This is a genomic window from Oceanospirillum sediminis (assembly GCF_014164585.1).
GTDB classification, from domain to species: Bacteria; Pseudomonadota; Gammaproteobacteria; order Pseudomonadales; family Halomonadaceae; genus Oceanospirillum; species Oceanospirillum sediminis.
Window position 1 is genome coordinate 5,354 of sequence record NZ_JACJFM010000032.1, and the last position, 21,824, is coordinate 27,177.

The window sequence follows — 21,824 nt, forward strand, 5'->3', positions numbered from 1 at the left end:
GCGTGATGTATTACCAAGGAGAGGGGGGCGAGCAATCTGATCAACAGGCCCTACACTGGTATCAGAAAGCGGCTGAGCAGGGACATGCAAACGCTCAATACAATCTTGGCGTGATGTATTACCAAGGAGAGGGGGGCGAGCAATCTGATCAACAGGCCCTACACTGGTATCAGAAAGCGGCTGAGCAGGGACATGCAAAGGCTCAATACAATCTTGGCGTGATGTATTGCCAAGGAGAGGGGGGCGAGCAATCTGATCAACAGGCCCTACACTGGTATCAGAAAGCGGCTGGGCAGGGAGATGCTAAGGCTCAAACTAATCTTGGCCGGATGTATGAGAATGGCCGTGGTGTCGAGCAATCTGATGAACAAGCTGTCTTCTGGTATCAGAAAGCGGCTGATCAGGGAGATTCTAAAGCTCAAGCCTTTCTTGGCTTGATGTATCAGTTTGGCCTGGGTGTTGAGCAGTCTGATGAACAAGCTGTCTTCTGGTATCAGAAAGCGGCTGATCAGGGAGATGCAGAAGCTCAAACCTATCTTGGCTGGATGTATCAGAATGAGCAATTATATACTCAGGCCTCACACTGGTATCAGAAAGCGGCTGAGCAGGGACTGGCAGAAGCTCAAACCTATCTTCGCTGGATGTATCAAGAGGCCGCTGATCAGGAGAATGCAATAGCTCAATATTATCTGGGTCTAACGCTTCTGCAAGGCTTAAGTATTGAACAATCAGGTGTCCAATAAGAAGGCCTCGGTGGTCAAGCCCACTGGCTTCAGAAGGCCACTGAGCAGGGACATGCAAACGCCCAAAACAATCTTGGCGGAATGTATTACCAAGGAGAGGGTGTTGAGCAGGATTTCCAACAAGCTGCCCATTGGTATCAGAAATCCGCTGAGCAGGGGTATGCAAAAGCTCAATACAATCTTGGCCTAATGTATTACCAAGGAGAGGGTATTAAGCTGGATCTCCAACAAGCTGCCCGCTGGATTAAGAAGGCCGCTGAGCAGGGATACGCTAATGCTGAACAAGCTCTAATTAAAATACAACAAGAAATTGAAGGTTATAAATTTGGGGTAAACTGAAGTCTGCAAGCTTTGAATGAGCCGTTTGATCTGGCTATGCTCTGTACTTTCTGGCCAGATCAATGGCTTCCTCTTTCCCGATCCCTAGATACAGGGCTGTGTTTTCTATGTTGATGTGTCCCAGAATTTCCTGAACACCTTTCAAATTTCCTGTGTTGGCATACATTATGCTTGGGTTAACACGCCTCAACGAGTGACTTGCATATACCTGAGTATTGATCTCAGCTCTGGTAAACCAGCGCTTCACAATCGCTCTGTATGCGTGTGCCGTGATGTGGGGGCTTCTTTTCCCTCGAAGAGGCGTGAACAAATAATCATCACCACTTTTGCCTGTCTGTTCCAGATATTTTTTAAATATTTCAATCGTTTCCTCTTTCAGAACTCCGACAGCCACACCTTCGTTTGTCCCTTTCTTTTTTGTCTTCCTTTTTGTCTTTTTCGGTCTCAGTTTGATGGTGTCGATGATCTCACCACCTTTGATGATATGAGAGACCTGCAGGGCTACCAGATCAGATCCTCTGAATGAGGTATCTATAGCCAGCTCAAACATGAGAAGTTCCCTCAGGTTATCACTGGCCTTCAGTAAATTACGGATCGTTTGCACCTGATCCAGAGACAGTGGTGGTTTTGTTCCAACGTCTTTGTCCCGGTTCCAGGGGATATAGCCTTTCTGATTTGCCATGAGATTTAAATTTAAGTGGTAAGAGTCCGGAGAATGGTTCAAATTTCACACAGAAGCGTGATACTGAGATGCTGAAGCCCAGAGATTCACCCAGATACGGGCGTTTTCTTTCTCTTCCGGGGTACTGGCCAGAATCTGGCGGTCACAGGCTGCGCTGATGCGTTTCTGGATATACAGCTTTCTTTTTGTCTTCTGTGATCTGATCAGGTGTTCTGCAGAAGATTTTTCCCACCATTTTCCAGCCATAAAATGCCCCTCAGAAATTTACGCTTCTAATGCTATTCTAATAATAGCGTAAGTTATTGCAAGGCGTATTTTATAAAATCCTCTTAAATCAGATAGTTAAGCCATTTTAAAACTTACGCTTTTAACCAATAGCATAAATTTTTATGACAAATAGACTTCTTATAGCTGTAAGTAGGGAGGAGTGCCTTTCAGGAAAACCGTCAAATCCATAGCAAAGGTATAATCATTACAACGATAATTTACCTGAGGTGGAAACACTGGCAAGCGTCCTGGCTTTCGAAAGAAAAGTTTTCTCTGGGAAAATAAGCTACCCCGTCGCAAGCGACAGGAAATAGAATTCTGCACTTAAAGAATCTAGCTATATATTAGCCAAATATAATAAATAGCTAGTAATTGATGGCTACAGTTTAAGCAGCTTGTAGACCGTCGATCGGCCTATCCCCATCTGCTTCGCGATATCTGTTGCCCCGACACCGGCCTCATGTAGCTCTTTCACTCGATCTCTATCAATGCTGCGCTTGCGACCGAACTTAACTCCCTTCGCCTTCGCTTCCAGCCTCCCCTCATTGGTTCGTTCTAATATCCGCTGTCGCTCTGCCTGGGCAACTGCCGATAAGATCGTTACCACCATCTTACCCATGGTGCCCTCGGTGCTGATGCCATCATCCAGGAACCGGATGGCTACGCCCATCTCATCAAACTCTTTAATCAGCTGAATCATGTCTGCGGTATCCCGGCCCAGTCGGTCGAGCTTTTTCACCAGAATGAGATCACCCTCTTCTACTTTTACCCGAAGGAGCTGCAGGCCTTCACGATCCATGTGACTACCGGATACTTTGTCGGTAAAAATGCGGTCACTTCTGACACCAGCCTCTTCGAGTGCCTTCACCTGTACATCCAATGACTGCTGACTGGTCGATACCCGTGCATATCCAAAGTGTCGCATGGAAAACTGTCTCCTAAGTGGATTAATAGACTTTCCGTCTATTAATGCTCTTTAATTGATTTTATAGACAGTGTATGAGGTGTGTTTCCTGGTGTCTACAAACTTATGAATTAAGAGATAGAAAAAATGAGGTATGTATAGTCAAACTTATCCTGGCGTCAGTTCTTTATTAACAGGCTCAGTTTGTCGAAGGTTGACAGAGAGTAAAAACAGAAGTCATCAGAGCTACATTGAGGACAATAATCTGGAGGTAGCTCACCTTTCGTCAGGGCATCAGATTTAGGTGCAAATATTTTACTCCACCCACATTTATTGCAGATTATTTTTTTAGATTTTGGCTGTATAGGCATTTTTGTAAGCCTGAAATATGATGATAATAACCCAGGTGCTCAGAGGGCTGAGCAAATAGTGTATTATTTGCTGATTGGCTTATTTGAATTTGCAGATACACCACTTTTCTTCTTTCTGTTTTCAGAGGTGAGAAAACAGAAAGAAGACTGCAAATAGGGTGTCTTGTCAGAATCAACTTAACTCAAGGGTATGAAAATTATCTTGTACGATTTGATCAAGCTTATCAGCTGATTCTGCAGTACAGATTTCTATCTTGTCTGGAGCAATAGCACGAGCAAACAGGCGTTGTTTATCCACAAACTGAGCTAGCTCTAGCGGAATAAAGTTCAACTCGTCAGAACTGGATTCCAGTGTACCGTCATGAGCAAGAGGCGATGTGGTATAAACAAGATCAAACCGACCATTCAGTACGACACCAATCTCCTGCCAGGTCTGATAGCTCGCATTACGTTTCAATTGGGGGTGAAAATGGCCACGACGAATACGGCCTATGTAATACTTAAAGGGCGCTTCCCCAGCACTTTTCTCACGGGCATGATTCACTATTTTCACCGGATTTCCGGGTACTAAGTCCAAAAGTCCAAGAGCAACACCTGTTTTAGCCGTCACCTTATCCGGCTGTTCTGACGACATATTCAAAGGGTGGTGTAATATATAGCGTACGCTATCATCAGCGTTAGTCAAAGCGAGGTTGGAATCTACTCCTAAGATATTCTGTAAAACCTTCTCAAGGATTACAGAGCGACTCGCATTACCCGCCAATAAAATATGTACTTCTTGTGGCTGATGATTGTGTTCATTGAAGGCTTCGCACATAGAGGTAAAGAACTTATCCACGCCACTTTGTATACGCTCTTCAAGATACTCCCCCAACAGTTCATAGGGGACTTCCAGCTCTAAATTGACCTCTTTATCCGAACGATTGAGCAGTTTAATCTTTTCAATGCCCTGATTATTCTCCTGACCCTGCTCCATAAAACTACGTAACCGGGACATCACTATTTGAGTATTGGTCAGAGCCGCCAGAGTAGTGTCAATCAGCATCTCAGAACCTGGGAAAACATCAGCATTCACCGGCATGCTAATGGCAATACGGTGTTCTCGCAGCAAACTTTGATTAGCTTTAAATACCAGATAGGCCAGATTTTCCAGTAAGTTCTCACCGCCTAGATAAGCGTCACCGGAAGCCCCAAAGTGCTCAAAGACAATATCATAACCCTCATCATCTTCGTCATCTGTAGGCTCTCGATAGATACCGAAATCAAAGTCTGTGGTACCACCACCAAAATCAAAGACGGCATAGGTAACCCCCTCTTCTGTAGGCTCAATATTATGCTGCTGTAAAGCAGCAGCCGCAAAAGCAACGGGCTCTGAAGCGATCTCTTCTACTTCAAAGCGATTAAAAATATCCTGAGTAATGAGCGTTTCCGGTAGGCTACGCTGCAATCCACGGCGGAAAGAGGCCAGAATTTTATCTTTTATCCGCTGCGGATAAGTCACCGGAAAGGTCATACAGTAGCGCAGAAAAATGCCACGCTTACGCCAGTTAATTGTTAATCCCAGGTAATAGGCATAAAGCTCGATAGGATCAAAGTTATCGTCTGAGCTGACTGTCAGTGGCAAACCTTTTATAGGGTTCCTCAATTCAAGTGGTGGCAACACCATTTCACGTTGATTAACCCTATCCTTAATTCTGGCAGGGCTGATCTTATCCTCTTTTAAAGCCCAGTGCTTCAGGTTGGTGAGAATACTGGATGTAACCTCAGGATCACCTTCATTGTCTTTAAGCTCAGATAACGCTTCGTGGGAACAGCGTATATCTCCCCAACGTATCGATGGTTTATAGGTTGTTTCCTGCCATTGAGGTAAAGCCTTATCCAAGTCGATAAATGCTAATGCTGTAGGGTTTTCAAAATGCTCTGGCTTTGTCGAATCAAAATAGTCTTTCACACCCACTCTGATCAGGTGCTTTTTTCCCCCTTCTTTATAAGCCACCACTGTACTGCTGGTACCAAAATCAATGGCTACTGGCCATGGTTCAACATCTTGCGCCGGATCACGACCACGAAGGGTTGGATAATCTTCTGGTGGTTCACGTTGCCAGAACTCCCACAGACCTTTATTAGGATCGGTCAGATCCGTAGCGTCTAAAACAGGCAGTGGGCTTACATTGCTATCCAGCAACAAGTAGATATCTGAACAATCTTCTTTCTGTACAGAGTGCCCTGATTTTTCATCTATATTCTGGGCCTTAGGATCACTTTTTCGTTGGTCGCTTTGTTGTTCGGATTTTAGCTCATTCAAGCGCGTTAAAATATGAAGATGATGTGTATTAGCAAACATTCTGAATCCCTGTTAACTGGCCAAACTTAATAACTGAACAGTCACTGAGCTTTCATGCTGCAGAGCTTCTACACGATCGGCTGTGGTCAGTTCAATCTGATCTGGAGCGATTGCACGAGCAAAGACCCGTTCACCCGGTTGAGCATGATCAAAAGTCAGACGTTTATGAGTGAGAACAGGATCGTCCTGCTTCACTGTGCCTGTATTGGCAACAGGGGATTGGCTGGAGACAAGGATAAAGGTTCCTTCTCGCACAGGCCCCAGCTCATGCCACTGATTGTACTGTGCGTGGCGTTTCAATCCGGGCTTAAACGCACGCCGTTTAATACAGCCGACGAAATAATCAAATGGGGCCTCGCCATCAGAAGCGATTGCTGAACGATTAACCACTTTCACCGCTGAACCAGGACATAGATCCAATAAGCCCAGAGCGACCCCCGTTTTTGTAGTCGGTTTATAAGGGTTATCATCACTTTGAATGATCGGTGCATGAACATTAAAGCCCACCTCAAGAGCGCCAAATAGCTCGTCAGTCAGCTCTGCCACCTGACTCGCATATGGATTAATCAACTCATCATCCGGGGTTTCTGTACCAGAGTTATTCAGACCAAACATCGCTTGCAGTGCCGGTGATAAGCTGGCGTTGCCAGCGAGGAAAATTTCTACTGATTCAGGTTTTACACCGGATCCTGTAAAGGCCTTATGCATCGCAGAGAAAAAGTTAATAACACCTTTTGCTAAACGCTGATTGAGAAAATCCTCAAGTTGCTCATAAGGCAGTGTCAGTTCATAGGTGTCGCTTTTGCCATCACGGTTAATAAGATTGAGTTTTTCAATACCCTGACTATTTTGCTCACGAGCTTCCCAATAAGGGCGTAAACGACTCATAAGCATCTGGGTATTGGTGTAAGCTGCACGCGTTTTTTCCAGTAGCATTTCTGAACCAGGAAAATCATCCGCATCCAATGGCTTGGTAAACGCTATTTTCTTTTCACGGCACAGTGCTTGATTAGTCTTAAACACTTCATAGGCCAAGTTCTCAAGTAAGTTTTCACCGCCTAAGAACTTATCCCCTGAAGCACCAAAGTGCTCAAAGACTTCTTCATAGCCCTGATCCTCTTCTTCTGGCGTTGGCTCCCGATACAAGCCAAAATCAAAGTCTGTGGTACCACCACCAAAATCAAATACGCCGTAAGCCACACCTTCTTCTGTCGGTTCAATATTAAAATAAGGCAATGCCGTTGCAGCGAAAGCCGCTGGCTCAGAAGCTCGTTCTTCTACAGAAAATTCATTAAAAATCTGCTGACCAATTAAGGTATCCGGTAAAGAGCGTTGTAGACCACGGCGAAATGAAGCCAGGATCTTATCCTTGACCTGCTGCGGATAAGCTACTGGGAAGGTCATATAATACTTAAGAAAGATACCGCGCTGTCGCCAGTTAATCGTCAACCCCAGAAACCAGGCATAAAGCTCAATAGGATCAAAAGGGTCTTCATCACTTACCGTCAGTCGCTGACCTTTAATAGGGTTACGCAGGGTCAAAGAGGGCAGTTCCATCTCATGATGGTTGACCTGATCACTGATACGCACTGCCATCTCTTTAGCTTCCCGCAATGCCCAGTGCTTAATTTTAGCCAGGACACTGGTGGTAATACTGAGGTCGCCTTCATTATCGCGTAGACGGGTTAACGCTTCATGGGAACAGCGTACATCATTCCACTTGACCTTAGGGCGATAAGCACTTGCTTGCCAAGCTGATAACGTTTTAGGAAGATCGACAAACTCCAGTACGGTAGGATTTTCAAAATGCCCTGCTTCCGGTTTACTAAAGTGATCTTTAACACCAATACGCAGTAACTTTTTCTGCCCATTTTCCTGATAGGCTACCACTGTACTACTGGTGCCAAAATCGATGGCAATGGGCCAATCTTTAACATCCAGCACTGGATCTCGCGGGCGGATATGAAACTTGTGTAATAAGCTAGCATCTACGCCATATAACTCCCATAAGCCCTTATCCTGATCAGATAACTGGTTTTGCTCCAGCTTAGGCAGAGGACTGGAAGTACTGTCAATATTAGTGAAATATTCACCAATATGTAGATTAGGCATTTGCCAAGCATTTTTAACACATAGTTTTATAACATTGTCCCAATAGGGAGCTTTACTATTTAAATGGTAAGCCTGCTTAACCATTTTTCCCACAGACTCAATATCATGTTGAAACACCAGGCCCTGATTCAGGGCTAGCGTAATCAGCTGCTCTATTGGTACACTTCTGCAACTTAATAAACGTCCATTACCGTTTGGATTAGAGGACCAGCTAGAAGGATTATCACATAAATTTACACTGCCACTTAAAGTAATCCAAACTGTACTGTTATTTATAATTCTGCGATTCATCATAAGCAGAGGATTATTTGGCAGCTGAACAAACTCTCCTAGTTCTTTCTTAGATGGGGTCTTCCAAGTGTCTAGCTGTAGTTTAATCTGATCATTACTTTTGTTACAATTCATTGAAATGGTACTATGTACCTCTGGCTGTGCATCCCATAGTAGATTTGTATGAGTATCAAATAACGCCAATTCATTTTTTTCAGGGTCTGCAATAAAATAAAGGCGCTGCTTTTCTTTTAATAATTGAATTACATTCTGGAACTGATCACAGATCGATGCAGCAATACTCTGTTGCAAAGCAGGGTTGAGTTTTTGCCACTGACTTTGATCTGCCTTCAACCATTTCAGATAAATAGATAAAAAATCCGGTAATGTTTCTTTGTTATATGATTTATTAGCATTATTTTTATGTTGTTCGCCCATCGTCGATCCCTGTATATAATCTTTAAAATCAAACTCTGGCAATCAGGTACGTACCAAAGGTTTTTTCTGTAATTTACCCGCAGCATTAAAGATACCGGGTAGCCAGACTTCGGAGATTTGCTCACCTTTAGGTGTCGCCCGGCTATGTAGCTGATGGTCAAAGGCAATATCGGGTTCCGGGCAAGATAATTCAGCACGACGGGAACGCAATGTCAGGTTATAAAAAGTAAGGGATGAATCCAGAATGTTGTTCTCGACCTGAGTTACCGGCCGCTGATCAGCCTTACACCGACTGGCCAGGCGATCCCACAACTCCAATACCTGATCCCATTGACTTAGGGTAGCAACAAGCCTTAATAGCGCTTGTCCCTCTGATTCATTGTGATGTAACCATAGGTCTGCCAGCTCAGCATCCTGCTGAACCTGAGCTAATAGCTCTAATGCAGGCTGCAGCTCATTAAGCAAGATTTTTTGTGGTGCAGCAACAACGGCAGATTCAGGGGTATCAAGGTTGTGTTCTGCTTCTAATGCGATTTCTGATACCGCTTCATATGCATCATTCTCAACCTCATTTGGCTGTAGTACTGGTTCAACCTGATCTATTTCGGCCACCTGGTTGATTGAATCGCATGCGACCTTTTCTGCTTCTTCAGGATTATCAATTGTTGAGCCCTGATTATCGCCGCCTAACACAACCTGACGTAACAGTGCTTGTAGTTTAGGATCACGTTCCACCAGGATAAGAAAATCCAAATAAGTTAGCTTTTCATGAAAATAGGGAGCTGTGATTTGGTGATAACGCTTAACGGCTGCCATTTCGTTCTCATACACAGGCTTCATCCTCAAAGAAAAACTGCATTTCCGGTCTTGGTGTAAACTGACGAGGCAGTTGATAGCAAAAGTTTTGTAATTGCCTTTTTTGTTGACTATCCAGGGCTAACAACTTCTTTTTCTGGCTTTGAATAACAAAATCAGATGGCTCCAGATAGGATGAGCCTACCTGAGGTACTTCTGTTGTGTCCGCCAACAATGCCAGCTCATCAGGGCGAATATTACTCCAGAAGTTTTTGTACAATGCAGGCAACAGAGTGGTTAGTTGCTGCAGGTTAAGATCACCTGAGTACAGGTTTTCACTGCGTTTTCTAAGCCCTTGCAAATCTGTCTGGACTGTTTGTAGTTCTTGAGACTTACTTTTCAGCTGCTGGGTTAAATCCTTTTCCTGTTGCACTAACTGCTCTATATGCTGCTGCTGTCGTTGAATCTGAGCATGAGCAGCCTGTAGCTCAGGAGATTGAGTATCTTCATTCGATTCCTCAGTGCCCTGCGATTTCACTATAACCAGCTCAGGCAGAACGTACTGCAGCAACCAATCTATATTCTGTTGATCAGGAACACGAGTGCCGGAACGTTCAGATAACCAGGAGAGCTTAATTACCTGAACATCCGTAATATGATGATGGTTTACTACCTTGAAAAGTCGATCCCCCATAAGCAATCCTTCCTGATCACTGACCAGGACAACACTGTAATGAGAGAACCCCTGATCATTGGTCAGCATGTCATTAAGTTCATCCAATGCTTTTTGCCAGCAACCATCACTGCTTGCTGGCATAGATTGCTCACCCCGAATAGGTTGGAGTTTCCAACCCTGCTCTGTACGAAGAAAAGCAAAAAGAGCCCCCTGGTGTTTAATAAGCACCAGCATGTTTTTCTCGAGTGTCATATCGTGTTAATCCTTTCAGAAAAAGGGCATATCTATACTGCATTCAGGCCAGTGGTTCTTTATCTTTCAGCTCTGAAATCGTTCCATAAACCGCCTCATCACTCATTGAGGGAGTGCCTTCTTTCACCAGATTGAAGACTTCACCACGTACTTCGCGATTTTCACTGGCGGTCAGCTTCCCATCAAAATAATCTGCGATTTTTTCAAAGTCGGTATCCTTCTTCAGCATGCCGTTAATCTTCTCAGCATTAAAAAAGTCTGGTGAAAGGATAACCAGACGCAGCAGATGATCTGATTCCCCTGCTCTCATATCCATTTTTTCTTCAATTCCCTTTAGCCCCACCAGAATACCTGTTGCCGCAGTTACTGTTTTTTCAAACTCTGTTGTCGGGCTTTTTTCTGGATCAAGCTCAAAGTTACGAATCTCATCCAGGTATTCTTCATAGGTTGCATAGTTGTCTGGTTCAATTCCTTTCTCCTTCGCTTGCAGTGCCCGATCTCCCATCTCCATCTCATTCTCTGTAGGCTTAAAAGCCCCCGCCAGCTGCGCAACTATACTAATTACACTTCCAATAACTCCGAGATATGACAGCCCCTTTTCCATTACTGGAGCTAACGTCGACACCGCAGAACCTAAACCACGGGCAATACTGCTACAGACACTGCCTACTGCACTTACCGCACTACTAAAAGCGTCACCAACTGAAGACCAAAATCCCATTGCTATTCTCCAAAATCTTTTTATTGGTTAATTAAAAAGCGCTAAAAAATCTTCTCTAATACAAACTCTTTGCTCATTGCTTAATGATGGGTTTTCAGCATCTAACGACATCAACAGCGTTAAAACCTCGGCAACGACTCCATCAGGAACCTCTTGTAATACTGTGTCACTCAGTAAGCCTTCCAGGCACTGATAAACCATTGAGTCATCGCCTTTGGGGTTAAATCGAACCATCGCTGTTGAGAAGCGGTCCTGTGTTTTCTGAAAACTGATCAGCAATTTATCCTGATCTTTTTTAGTCTTTGTCAAAGCGAAGGCACAACGATAGGCCAAACGCAATAAACGGTTACCTATAGACTGCAAACTTGCCAACTGCTCTGCTGACGTTACCAACCCTGTAGCGGTCAGATTGGGGAATAACTGCTCCCGTTGCTGCCAGGTTTGCTCCTGCCCCAGCACTTTCAGCGCTTCTTCAGCAAGAGGTTTGCCATCTGTCTCTGTCAGTTCTTCAATTTGTGCCCGAACAGGAGCATGCCAGCCACCACAATAAACCACCGTTTCACCCGCATTTAGCAGGGGTAAGAAGTCTTTCTGCTCATCATTCAGGCTCATGGCATCGCCAATAGCGGTGCGATCATCAGCAGCAAACAAACGATGCACAATCTTCGTATGGGTATTTTTTAAGACATCAGGAATCAGCTTATTGGGAATCTGATCAGCAATAATAAGGCCCTCACCGTATTTACGGACTTCCGCCAGCATGTTGGCTAACATTTCGACACCCATCTTTTTAGCATCCGATTCCCCGGGCTCAGGTCTGGATAACAACCGGTGGGCTTCTTCAATCAAAGTCAGATGCTGAAAGGACGGGTCTTTGGTGTGCCGGTGCTTCATACACTCTGCCAGACGAGTCACAATTAACCCCATAAACAGCGCTTTGTCCTGTTCGCTTTTCAGCTCTTCCAGTTCAATAACTACACGTTTATCCAACAGCGCATCAAAGTTTATCGAGCGTCGGGTATTAAGCATCGTACCTTTAACGCCCCGGGTCAGGTTAGTTAGCCTGGCAACCAGAGAACCATGATACTTCTCTTCAAACTCACGCCCCATACCTTTGGATTTAATCAGGCTATCCAGCTGGGCAATCATGTCTGAGAAAGTGGGCCAGCAGCAGCCCTGTAGAGAATCATCCCAGGGATTATCATAATAAAGATTATCTCCAGTACTCAGATCCCAGCCCTTTTCGCTATAAGCCTCAATAATGGCCTCTTCAACCAGTTGCGGCATCGCCGCCTCCATCGGATAGACCGTGGTTAACGTTGAAGTCAGTACACTAATATGACCGGCAAGATTTTGTCTCGGATGAACTAACTCAAAGGGGTTCAAACGGAAGGGGGTGATATCCTCACGACCAGGAAGGTAATATTCAACATTAAGATCACGCTCATGCAGTGCCCGATATTCCGTTTTTGCCGGTTCAATCACCATAAAAGGCAGACCGGCGCTTTCCAGTAATTGCATGTTGGTTGTCGTTTTACCTGCACCTGTGACTCCGGTGACAAAGGCATGCTTACTCAGATCAAGGCGATTTATCTGCAAAGGACTGTCTTTTAACAGGCGGCCATGGTGCACAATATGGCCGATATTTAGCTCTTGTTCCTTATCTTTTATCAACTGAGTATTTACTGCAAAATCGACACTTTTCCTTAACACAATGCCTGGAAGCTCTTTAGTAGGTATACCGGTATACAGCGCCAGTTCTTTAGTATTCAACCAGGTAGCCATATCCAGATGACCTGCTTTACACACTGGAATACTATTAACCAATAGAGGTTCTCTACGCATGACCTGATCGAGGGTAACACTGTGCAACTGTAATAGATCCCCGAGTTTTCGAGACTTCCTGGGTAACTCAACCACTTTTAAAGGTGTCGCAGTCGGTAGGCTGCCCTGAAAGATAGAACGCACACTTTCACGTAACATCTGAAAGCTCCGGTTATCCGGTGCACTCAGATACACTGCAGTGCGGAACATACCTTTACTACGTCCCAGACGAAAACGCTCAATCACCTGGTCGCTTAAGTGTTTTTGCAGCTCTTCAATACTTTTATCAATATGTTCCTGGGTAAGGGATGATCCCAGGCTAATATTCTTACCTTCGGTATCTGAAATGTTACTAGACCAGTTTTTACTATCAGATACACTTTTCGTAGTACTTTCAGAGTGGCCGGTACTGCTACCACCAGAGCTACTGGTACTGCTGCCACCAGAGCTACTGGTACTGCTGCCACCAGAAGTACCAGTACTGCTACCGCCAGTTTTAGCTTCACTTTTTCCTTCACTGGTAGAAGTACTATTCGCATTATTAGTGCCCGCATTTTTATTTTTTGTGTTACTCCACCCCTCATTTTCTGTTTTATTCCACCCCTCATTTTTTGTTTTATTCCACCCTTCATTTTTTGTTTTATTCCACCCTTCATTCTTAGATTTTGTAGTACTAGCGCTATCTGAATTGCTCCAGCTACGACTATCCCCCTTAGTTTCAGCTTCGGTATGACTTGTGGAAGTAGTTTCATTTTCAGACTTCTGGATAGACTGCTTTGCGAAAGCTGATAATCTGGTAGAAAGATCATAGGTTTGATTAAGGATATCCTTAATCTCACTGTCCGAACCAGATTCAGCTACGACCAGCATTTGCCAGTACTCTCCCGTCAGAGAATTCACCAGGCGCTCAATTCCCTGAGTATCTTCTTGATTCGATAGCTGGTTATGATCATTGAAAGAAGGGACTCCCTGAACCATCCCCAGATGAACACTTCGTTGCATCATCTGATGAAAATCAGAGTCATTGACTGCTTTTTGTAATTGAATTCCAGGGAAGTTACCTTCTAATGCACCTTTCAATAGCTTTGATGCTTCATGAGATATTGCTACTTCACGACTGGCAACGCCAATATAAAGCTCCACACATTGGGGAGTGCCGTTTAACAAGTATGCTAAGGAAACTGATGAATCATTCAAAATAGACAGCACATTAGACATTGCCAGTCTATAGCCCTCTGCTTTGTCCTCTCCAATTTCGCAAATACGAAAGAAACGGTATTCCAGCTGGTCTGCTGGAATCATAGGCCTGGCCTGATCCGTATTTATTTCAGGGATATCCCAGAATAGAGCAATATCTTCTTCTGATTTGACCAGCTCCAGGCTGCTTTCTATCGAGCTAAACCCCATTCTTAATCCTTACAAAACAGTTATTATTGATAGTAGTGAAGCGAAAAAACTGAAAAAAATGCCTGAACACCGGTATTTCAGCTAAACGATATCTGCTCACATCAGCAGCGCTACAATCTCTCCCTCAATGTTAATCTGAGGCGATAAAGTAAAACTGGATAAGATGCTAATTATTTTCAGCATTAACAGATACCAGGGATATCCCTAAGATAAGTGCTAATAAATTGTTTTAATTAAAAAAATATCCCGGGTAAATCTACCTTAAGCCCGATATTTACGTCATTTAATGACGTCAGAATACCTCTGCATCAGGAGCAAATGACCTAGGCCTTAACGCATCTTTTTTAGCCTCACGTTCCTTTACCAGATCCTCCAGATACCATTCTTCGTTCATGTGATTAAAGTCGTTCATCTGAGCTCTCATCAGATACAACATGCCACCCTGATGAATATTAAAAGCCTGCTGACCATCTGGCTTTTTCAGTTTTTCAGGAAATGTACGAAGCGTGTAGGCAGGGTTCTGTATGCCCAGTTCCTCACCCAGTGTCGAAAAGTGCTGGCCGGACAGGACAAAACGGGGCTCTTTTTTGAAACACAGGTTCACCTGATCAAACGATCGGTCCTTAAGCTGTGCAGCGGTATGCAGAAACACCCGGAAAACATCCATGGCGCTACCCTGCTCTGTCAGATTGTGAACACAGAAATTCAGCTGCTTTTTCGTTGTTGTCAGAGAGAATGCAACAGCGGTATTACGGCTATCCTGCTCAAGCACGGCCTTCTTTTCTTTATGCAGGATTTGAGCAGATGCAGATGCAGACAACAGCGCAAATAGTAAACCGAGCAAAAGTTTGATCTTAAATTGCATGATGAAATCCTTTTAAAATGCTTCCGTGTCGGACTGGTTGTTGCTCTGCTCAATGGTATTTTTGGCTGCATAGAAAGCCGGACTTTCGTAAGCGACAGAAAGATAACCTTTACCTCTTCCTGTACCTTCCAACTGAACAGAAATGTAGCCATTCTGATATTCAAACAGTGATATGTAATTGCCACATCCGGAGTATTTCAGGCACTGATAGAACTCATCGGCATCATCGTATAATGCCAGCCCCGTTCGTTCATGGCTGCGCTTCGGCTCACCATACTTCTGAATCAGAAGTGACTTCACCTGGTTGTAAAGTGCCTTACCATCACGGCCATAAATATCAGAAGTGAAAGCCCGGGAATGAGCGATGACCTTTACCAGTTTTTTCCGATACGTCACTGCCATATAGGTATCAGCCCTGGACCAGGCTTTAGGTGTGGATACAGAGGTCAGAACATTGAACTTCCCGGCAGGCGAGGCCGACTTAAAACCAGACTTCTTCAGCTGGCTTTCTGTCATCCCCCAGTTCAATCCAAAAGGTTCCGGAAAAGGCTCTGCGGCTGAAACCATCACAGAGAAAGAAGATGCCAGTAGTATAAGAGGCAGTATTTTCATGTTTTCCCATCCTGTAAACATCGATCTGAAAAGCGCGTCAATTCACTTGTAGGAGTGATTTAACGCTTTATCTTTGTAATAGCAGGAGGTATACCAATTAAAAAATATTTTTGTTTTTCAGATAGTTAAAAAATAATAGGCAGAAAAAATAGTCATAGAAATAACTTTTATTATGGGTGAATAAAATTTATTACTCCGCTGAATAACGAGCACTGAAGGGAAAACAGATGAAGGATTCTACGGACATTCAGCAGTAACAGGACACCCGTAAACAGCCTGGGCAGGCAATAAGAGCCGGGAAGAACAGCAAATAATATTGGCTTATCTATAAGCCTCATTCTTAATCAGCAAGATTACTCCAGGATAAAGGTAGTCACTTCCAGCTAAATCATCAGTATGATCAAGCAGATACTGACGCATCTCTTTTGGAAAACACCAGGCTACTGCGTGATAGTTATTGGTATCAATCACCTGATTCACATACTGTGCTATATGCTCGTGCAAATCAGACTCTTCGCTTTCCAGCAGGTTTTGAGCACGGTTCACCGTCAGATAAGGCACAACAAATAATGCGCCCAGTGCGTCAACGTCAAAATTATTCCGGCTGCTTTTCGCATCGTTCAGGGCTTTATCCAACTCCCCCGAAATAACATCAGCTAATTCTCTGCGCGCATCCATCGATATTGTCAGCATCTTGGCTTCAAGCAACTGTTCGACCGTGGTGGTCTTCAACCAAAGGTCCACACGGCCATTCCATTTTGGTCGATGCTTAGCCCCTTTTTCCGCCTGATACTCCTGCAATGCAATACCACCACAGCGCCATATAGAAGCAGAAACAATGCCGACATTCGCCAGTTCAGTGAACAGATAAGGTGCATCCTCCCCCTCTGTCATTCGACAATAACGCTCAGTGGCTAGAATCCACTCTTCAAGAATGGGAGACCAATGGTCCAGTTTGCGTTTTTGCTTAACCTGATAGCCTGTTATTGAAAACTGCATACTTATTTACTTTCCATTGTTTTGCGATAGTGATGCATAGAGACAACGTTATCTGGTAGTTGCTCTTGTTGCCTCCTATCGTCAACACTAACCGAAATAGTCACTTGCTTGTCGGCAGCCAAATCTAACAATTCCAGTATTGCCTCATTCGGCCAGACCGATTCCGATTGCCCTTTAATCCCGCAGGGAGCTTCCGCCAGCCAGTTTGATACCCGATAAGCATTGAGATCCTGAATATTGGCATTATCGACCCATAGCAAACTTTCCAGCCGTCCTTTCATCTGATTCAGCGTGCCCATAACTGAACGATCACTGCGATTATCCAGCACCAGCGGCTCAAGCAAACGGCTGGCAGTGTCCATCTGCTGCTCACTGACACCCATCTTAAGCAGCGTGTTCATCAAAACATCTTCAAACAACCACTGCAGATTGCGATAATCCGGCTTAGTTAAACAAGGCAATAGCAGCGGAAATCGTGTCGCTTCATGCACCAGCAAAATACAGTTTCTGCGTTGTAACGTGATCAGATTACCCTGCCAGTCACTGAGTGGGTTCTGCCCTGCAACAACCTGGGAATCAGACTGAAGCACCGCGCTATTTTTAACCGGCAAACGGCCATCATCATCCAGTGGCAGTTTATCGAAGAGTTTCTTGGTGCAATGGATATGGATCATAGTGTGAAATAAGCTCGAATTAATAATTACCGATAGCCTGAACTAGCGAACACCCTGCGCAGTTTCAATCAACTTTCTCAGTATCACAGACCAATCCAGATCCGCATAGTGATGCACTGGCCTTACAGCGCCACCCGTTTCAAGCGTAATCGTTGGATGGGCAAAACCGTGATAACACTGAGGGCGGCACTGGGTAATAAGACTTCTCACCATCCTTGATATGCAGGGTAAAACGGCCATCCTCCTGAGACAGATAAAAGGGCGGATACTCATGCAGCCCCAGCAAATACTCCAGATTATTCTGCTGACAAGGCAGCAAACCAATCTTGTTATTCAGACAAGCCGTGGTCGGATTATCGTTCACCAGCTCAATACCCAAGCGCATACTGCCAGTCTGGTTATAACCGGGTATAGTCTCAACCGGCATAGGAATCAGACAATCAAACGCCCCCTGCACACCCCTCTGAAGCAGCTGCTTAATCTCCTTGGTGTACTGCTGCCCCATCCCCAACAAATCAGCCTGCTCCACATCAACTTCAACTAATGAAAAATACAACTGCACTTCACCATACTTACGACCACGATAGTCATAGGAAAAGCTAATGGGCAAAGCGATACCCCGAATACTGTCATTCATTGATATATCCTTGCGGGAAATCTGGAGTAAGGGGAGCTTATAGCTCCCCAGAGAAGGCCTTTTGGCTTAGGGCAGAGAACATATCTTCACCACAATGCTCACCAGAAATCATCCCATCCAAACTGGAGTCGATTTTCAAAACAATCGAATGATATTTATCAATAAGCTTTGGATCTGGGAGTAAAACTTCAAAGTTCTTAAGCTCAACCGGTGATATATGGGGTACGGTTGTTTCAGTCGGACAGCAATGCCTTTGGAAAGCCTGAGACTTTATGCAACTGTAGAGGTAATCCGTATAAGACTTACTATGAGGGCGCAATCTTGCAACACGTTGAACCAGATATGTTTCTCGTTCATTTTCAGGGAAAATGCACACTTTTAGTCCACTAGATATCCATGGACGATCCATAGCAAGAATAATATCACCAGACTCAATCAAATAGCTTTCTAGCTTTTCTAATTTATTTTTTGGCCAATACTTTGTATCACTCCACTCGAAATACCCTGTAAGCGTGTTTGCCCCCCTACAAAGCCGTACAGCCTCCGAAGAATAAGCAACATATTCATTGCTCTTAAAAGCAAATCCAGTAATTACATCTGCCAATTCGGTGATTGGAACTTTTGCAAACCCCCTCGGATTAGTCACCGGATCACCAAACATATCCAGAAACACCGAGCGCAAAAACTCATCCGCTAGCTCTATCGCCTGCTGACGTTTACGACGAATTCCATCGGCTTTATCCAGAATAGCTGCTATACGTTTTTGTTCGTTAAGGGGGGGAAGAGGGATTTCAATTCTTTCAACCTCTGCCGGTCTTGCTCGAAGCAATGAGCCTCCGACACCTGCAACAGTGTTCATAAACTGGCGATGAAATACATCTGAGGTAAGAAAGTGCTTTAAAAAAGCAGGATCAAATCGACTATCACGAAAAATTATCCATTCACCTGAACCTATTTGTCGGTATTGCCCTTTTTTAGGTACGATCCAACACCTTCTTATGTGAGGTACAATTTTCGAAAGGAGAATATCACCTGGTACAATACAGCTTTTAGATGATCCTATCTGCTCACCCTTGAGCACTTCTGGTTGATTTTTGTCAAACGCTGGAATGCTCAAAAGCTCAAATGTTTCTTCAGGGAATTTGCTCGGGTTAACAGAACCTCCACGCTTAACCATTAGCTCACCAGCTGTAACCATCGGCCATTTCATGACTTATCCCCTTCCATTTTGTTCAGTTCTTCTGCCAGTTCCCGTTCGATTTGTTCGATGCTGGGGAGTTTGTCTTGTAGTTCAGCCGGTATGGCCTGGGTCAGTTGGTATTCCGAGATACCCATAGGGGTGTCGATACCTTTCAGTGCGTATTCGGCGATCAACTTGTCTTTGCTGTGACACAGTAGCAGGCCTATGGTGGGTTGATCCTGCTCGGTTTTGATCTCGCCATCGACGGCATTGATATAGAAATTCAGCTTACCCGCATATTCCGGTTTAAAGTCGCCGGTTTTAAGTTCGATAACCACGTAGCAATGCAGGCGTACATGGTAGAACAGCAGGTCGATATAAAAGTCTTTGTCACCCACTGACACAGGGACTTGTTTGCCCACATAAGCAAAGCCAGCACCAAGCTCCAGCAGGAATTGGCTGATATGACTGACCAGCTCTTTTTCCAGCTCGTGCTCGTTGTAGTCTTCGGTTAACGTCAGAAAGTCGAACACGTAAGGGTCTTTCAGTGTTTGCTGCGCCAGATCGGACTGAGCTGAGGGTAAGGCCTGCTCAAAGTTAGTGACGGTGCTTCCCGTGCGCTGCCAAAGCTGGCTTTCCATTTGGTGTGTCAATACGGCACGGCTCCAGCCATGTTGCTGGGTTTGCGCGACGTAAAATAGCGCTTCTTCATGGTTTTGGGCTTTTGTGACAATCACAATATTGTGCCACCAGGGAATCTGAAGAAATTGCGTAGCAGCCTGCTTCGCAATTGCTGCGTCACTACTCCAGAATAAATACCAGCGACGAATCTGCTCCAGATTGCGCTTAGAAAAGCCTTTGATATCAGGAAATTCCGCCATCAGGTCTTTACTGAGCTGAGTTAAAAAACCCTGTCCCCAGGTGCTGGATTGCTGCTTTTCAACAATCTCTTGCCCTAAATGCCAGTAAAACTCCAGCAGCTGAGTATTAACCGCAACCGCCGCCTTAAGCTGGCGTTGACGAAACACCTGCTTAAGTGAGCTAAGCCACTGTTGATAATCGGTATGGCTGACCTGAGTCATTACAGCATGCCTTCCAGTTCATACAGGTCGTTCAGGATCTCTGTTTCCAGGGTCTTCAGGCGGCCAAGGATCTCTTTGGGTGGATCGTAAACTTCTTCTTCGTAGACCACTTCTTTATAGCGGTTAATGGAGAGGTCGTACTTATTGGCTTTGATATCCTCAGCATCAACGATAAAGGCTTTCTGGGTTTTATCACCGAACTGTTCGTCGATTGCGCTCTGCTCTGCATTGCTTTCAACCAGCTGGCGGTAGCTTTTCCACTGACTGATCACATCTGGCAGATCGTTGCTGTCGTCGCCTTTTAGTGGAGTACGTTTGTCATCCAGCGAGTAGCCATCCGCTTGCAGATCGTAGAACCAGACTTTTTCAGTACTGCCGCCTTTGGTAAACAGCAGGATTGCGGTACTGACACCGGCGTAGGGTTTAAACACCCCGGATGGCAGGCTGATAATGCCTTCCAGCTGGTTATCTTCGACCAGGGTTTTACGCAGTTGCTGATGCGCTTTAGAGGAGCCGAACAGTACTCCATCCGGTACGATCACGGCAGCACGGCCACCCAGACGCAGCATTTTCAGGATACGGGCAACAAACAGCAGTTCGGTCTTTTTAGTTTTGACGATACGCAGCACTTCCGGCTCGACATCTTCTTCATCCAGACTGCCTTTAAACGGCGGGTTAGCCAGAATCAGGTTAAAGCCTTCGTCTGCTTCATTCGGATAGTTTTCCGCAAAGCGCTGGCTCAGGGTGTCCTGATAGTGAATATCCGGTTCTTTAATACCGTGCATCACCAGATTCATCGCAGCGATACGCAACATGGACGCATCAAAGTCAAAGCCGTGGAACATATCGGTATCTACATGCTGACGGGCGGCCCCCGTCAGCAGGTCACCCATATAGGTGATCTGTTCGACACTGTTGCCCTCATCATCGGTCAGGGTCTCTTTCAGAACACCCATATCCGGAGATGAGTATTTCTCCATCATGTATTCGTACGCCACGGACAGAAAGCCTGCCGTACCACAGGACGGATCGCAGATACGGGCATCCTGATCCGGATCGGCTATTTCGACCATGGCGCGGATAATATGGCGGGGAGTACGGAACTGGCCGTTAATGCCTGCAGTAGTCAGTTTGCTTAACAGATATTCGTACAGGTCGCCCTTGGTATCGCTCTGCTCCAGTGGCAGCTGATTCACCATAGAAACGGCTTTTACCAGCAGAGAGGGCTTCTGAATCATCAGCTGAGCATCTTTCATAAACTCCGTAAACAGAGAACCTTCGCCACCGTGGTGTTTACCGGATTCACGGAAGTAAGCAAACAGCTCATCCCGTACGATGCTCATCAGCTTGTCGGCAGACTCCTCATGCACCAGCTCTTTCCAGCGCAGGTGAGCCTGTTCGTCAGTAAAGCGACGGTTAAAGGGTTTGCCGGTGCGTTCACTGCGCTTTTCATCCCGTGTTTCATTCATATCCAGCATACGGGCATACATCAGGAAGGTAATCTGCTCAATCACGGTCAGCGGGTTGGTGATACCGCCGGTCCAGAACTCTTCCCAGAGTTTGTCGATACTGTTTTTTAACGTGCCTGTAATCATAAGGTTTCCGGTGTATTCTGTTGCCAGGTTCAGTA

General features: G+C 45.0%; 18 protein-coding genes and 1 pseudogene. 2 read left to right on the top strand and 17 right to left on the bottom strand.

The genetic code is table 11. The features are described from left to right. Positions 1–743: tetratricopeptide repeat protein (locus H4O21_RS18595; protein ID WP_182810392.1), on the top strand; the 743-nt coding region annotated here is incomplete at its 5' end. A 66-nt stretch (positions 744–809) separates the two neighbouring features. Beyond that, a pseudogene (locus H4O21_RS18600) lies at positions 810–1,082 on the top strand (tetratricopeptide repeat protein); the annotation flags it as partial. Positions 1,083–1,116: 34 nt separating this feature from the next. Here H4O21_RS18600 and H4O21_RS18605 read toward each other — a convergent pair. The 17 genes from H4O21_RS18605 to H4O21_RS18685 all read right to left on the bottom strand — a co-directional run bounded on the left by H4O21_RS18605 (position 1,117) and on the right by H4O21_RS18685 (position 21,789). Next, a complete protein-coding gene (locus tag H4O21_RS18605) occupies positions 1,117–1,764 on the bottom strand; it encodes a tyrosine-type recombinase/integrase (protein WP_182810394.1) in 648 nt (215 codons plus the stop codon). Positions 1,765–1,809: 45 nt separating this feature from the next. After that, entirely contained in the window at positions 1,810–2,010 is a 201-nt protein-coding gene (locus tag H4O21_RS18610; RefSeq protein WP_182810395.1) for a hypothetical protein, read from the bottom strand. Positions 2,011–2,410: 400 nt separating this feature from the next. Beyond that, positions 2,411–2,956 (bottom strand): recombinase family protein, encoded by a 546-nt coding sequence (locus H4O21_RS18615; RefSeq protein ID WP_182810396.1) that lies wholly within the window; start codon positions 2,954–2,956, stop codon positions 2,411–2,413. Between the two features lie 522 nt (positions 2,957–3,478). Further along, complete coding sequence (locus H4O21_RS18620) at positions 3,479–5,650, bottom strand: acetate and sugar kinases/Hsc70/actin family protein (RefSeq protein WP_182810397.1); 2,172 nt, start codon at positions 5,648–5,650, stop codon at positions 3,479–3,481. 12 nt (positions 5,651–5,662) lie between these two features. Beyond that, a complete protein-coding gene (locus tag H4O21_RS18625; protein WP_182810398.1) occupies positions 5,663–8,470 on the bottom strand; it encodes an acetate and sugar kinases/Hsc70/actin family protein in 2,808 nt (935 codons plus the stop codon). A gap of 42 nt (positions 8,471–8,512) precedes the next feature. Then, positions 8,513–9,223 carry a hypothetical protein gene (locus tag H4O21_RS18630; protein ID WP_182810399.1) on the bottom strand — a complete coding sequence of 237 codons (711 nt, stop codon included), beginning with the start codon at positions 9,221–9,223 and terminating at the stop codon, positions 8,513–8,515. Positions 9,224–9,293: 70 nt separating this feature from the next. Beyond that, entirely contained in the window at positions 9,294–10,193 is a 900-nt protein-coding gene (locus H4O21_RS18635) for a hypothetical protein (protein WP_182810400.1), read from the bottom strand. A 43-nt stretch (positions 10,194–10,236) separates the two neighbouring features. Next, positions 10,237–10,914: a hypothetical protein gene (locus tag H4O21_RS18640; protein WP_182810401.1), complete on the bottom strand. Its 678-nt coding sequence runs from the start codon at positions 10,912–10,914 to the stop codon at positions 10,237–10,239. A gap of 27 nt (positions 10,915–10,941) precedes the next feature. Then, a complete protein-coding gene (locus tag H4O21_RS18645; RefSeq protein WP_182810402.1) occupies positions 10,942–14,145 on the bottom strand; it encodes a serine-rich family protein in 3,204 nt (1,067 codons plus the stop codon). Positions 14,146–14,437: 292 nt separating this feature from the next. Next, positions 14,438–15,010 (bottom strand): hypothetical protein, encoded by a 573-nt coding sequence (locus H4O21_RS18650; protein ID WP_182810403.1) that lies wholly within the window; start codon positions 15,008–15,010, stop codon positions 14,438–14,440. Positions 15,011–15,022: 12 nt separating this feature from the next. After that, positions 15,023–15,622 carry a hypothetical protein gene (locus H4O21_RS18655; protein ID WP_182810404.1) on the bottom strand — a complete coding sequence of 200 codons (600 nt, stop codon included), beginning with the start codon at positions 15,620–15,622 and terminating at the stop codon, positions 15,023–15,025. A gap of 321 nt (positions 15,623–15,943) precedes the next feature. Further along, complete coding sequence (locus H4O21_RS18660) at positions 15,944–16,621, bottom strand: hypothetical protein (protein ID WP_182810405.1); 678 nt, start codon at positions 16,619–16,621, stop codon at positions 15,944–15,946. A gap of 2 nt (positions 16,622–16,623) precedes the next feature. After that, complete coding sequence (locus tag H4O21_RS18665) at positions 16,624–17,295, bottom strand: DUF6933 domain-containing protein (RefSeq protein WP_182810406.1); 672 nt, start codon at positions 17,293–17,295, stop codon at positions 16,624–16,626. Positions 17,296–17,434: 139 nt separating this feature from the next. After that, positions 17,435–17,932 carry a hypothetical protein gene (locus H4O21_RS18670; RefSeq protein WP_182810407.1) on the bottom strand — a complete coding sequence of 166 codons (498 nt, stop codon included), beginning with the start codon at positions 17,930–17,932 and terminating at the stop codon, positions 17,435–17,437. 37 nt (positions 17,933–17,969) lie between these two features. Continuing rightward, on the bottom strand, positions 17,970–19,142 hold the full coding sequence (locus H4O21_RS18675) for a restriction endonuclease subunit S (protein WP_182810408.1): 1,173 nt from the start codon (positions 19,140–19,142) through the stop codon (positions 17,970–17,972). Continuing rightward, a complete protein-coding gene (locus tag H4O21_RS18680; RefSeq protein WP_182810409.1) occupies positions 19,139–20,194 on the bottom strand; it encodes a PDDEXK nuclease domain-containing protein in 1,056 nt (351 codons plus the stop codon). Before H4O21_RS18680 ends, H4O21_RS18675 begins: the two co-directional genes overlap by 4 nt. Beyond that, positions 20,194–21,789 carry a type I restriction-modification system subunit M gene (locus H4O21_RS18685; protein WP_182810410.1) on the bottom strand — a complete coding sequence of 532 codons (1,596 nt, stop codon included), beginning with the start codon at positions 21,787–21,789 and terminating at the stop codon, positions 20,194–20,196. The genes H4O21_RS18680 and H4O21_RS18685 overlap by 1 nt, the downstream gene beginning before the upstream one ends. Between the last annotated feature and the right edge of the window lie 35 nt (positions 21,790–21,824).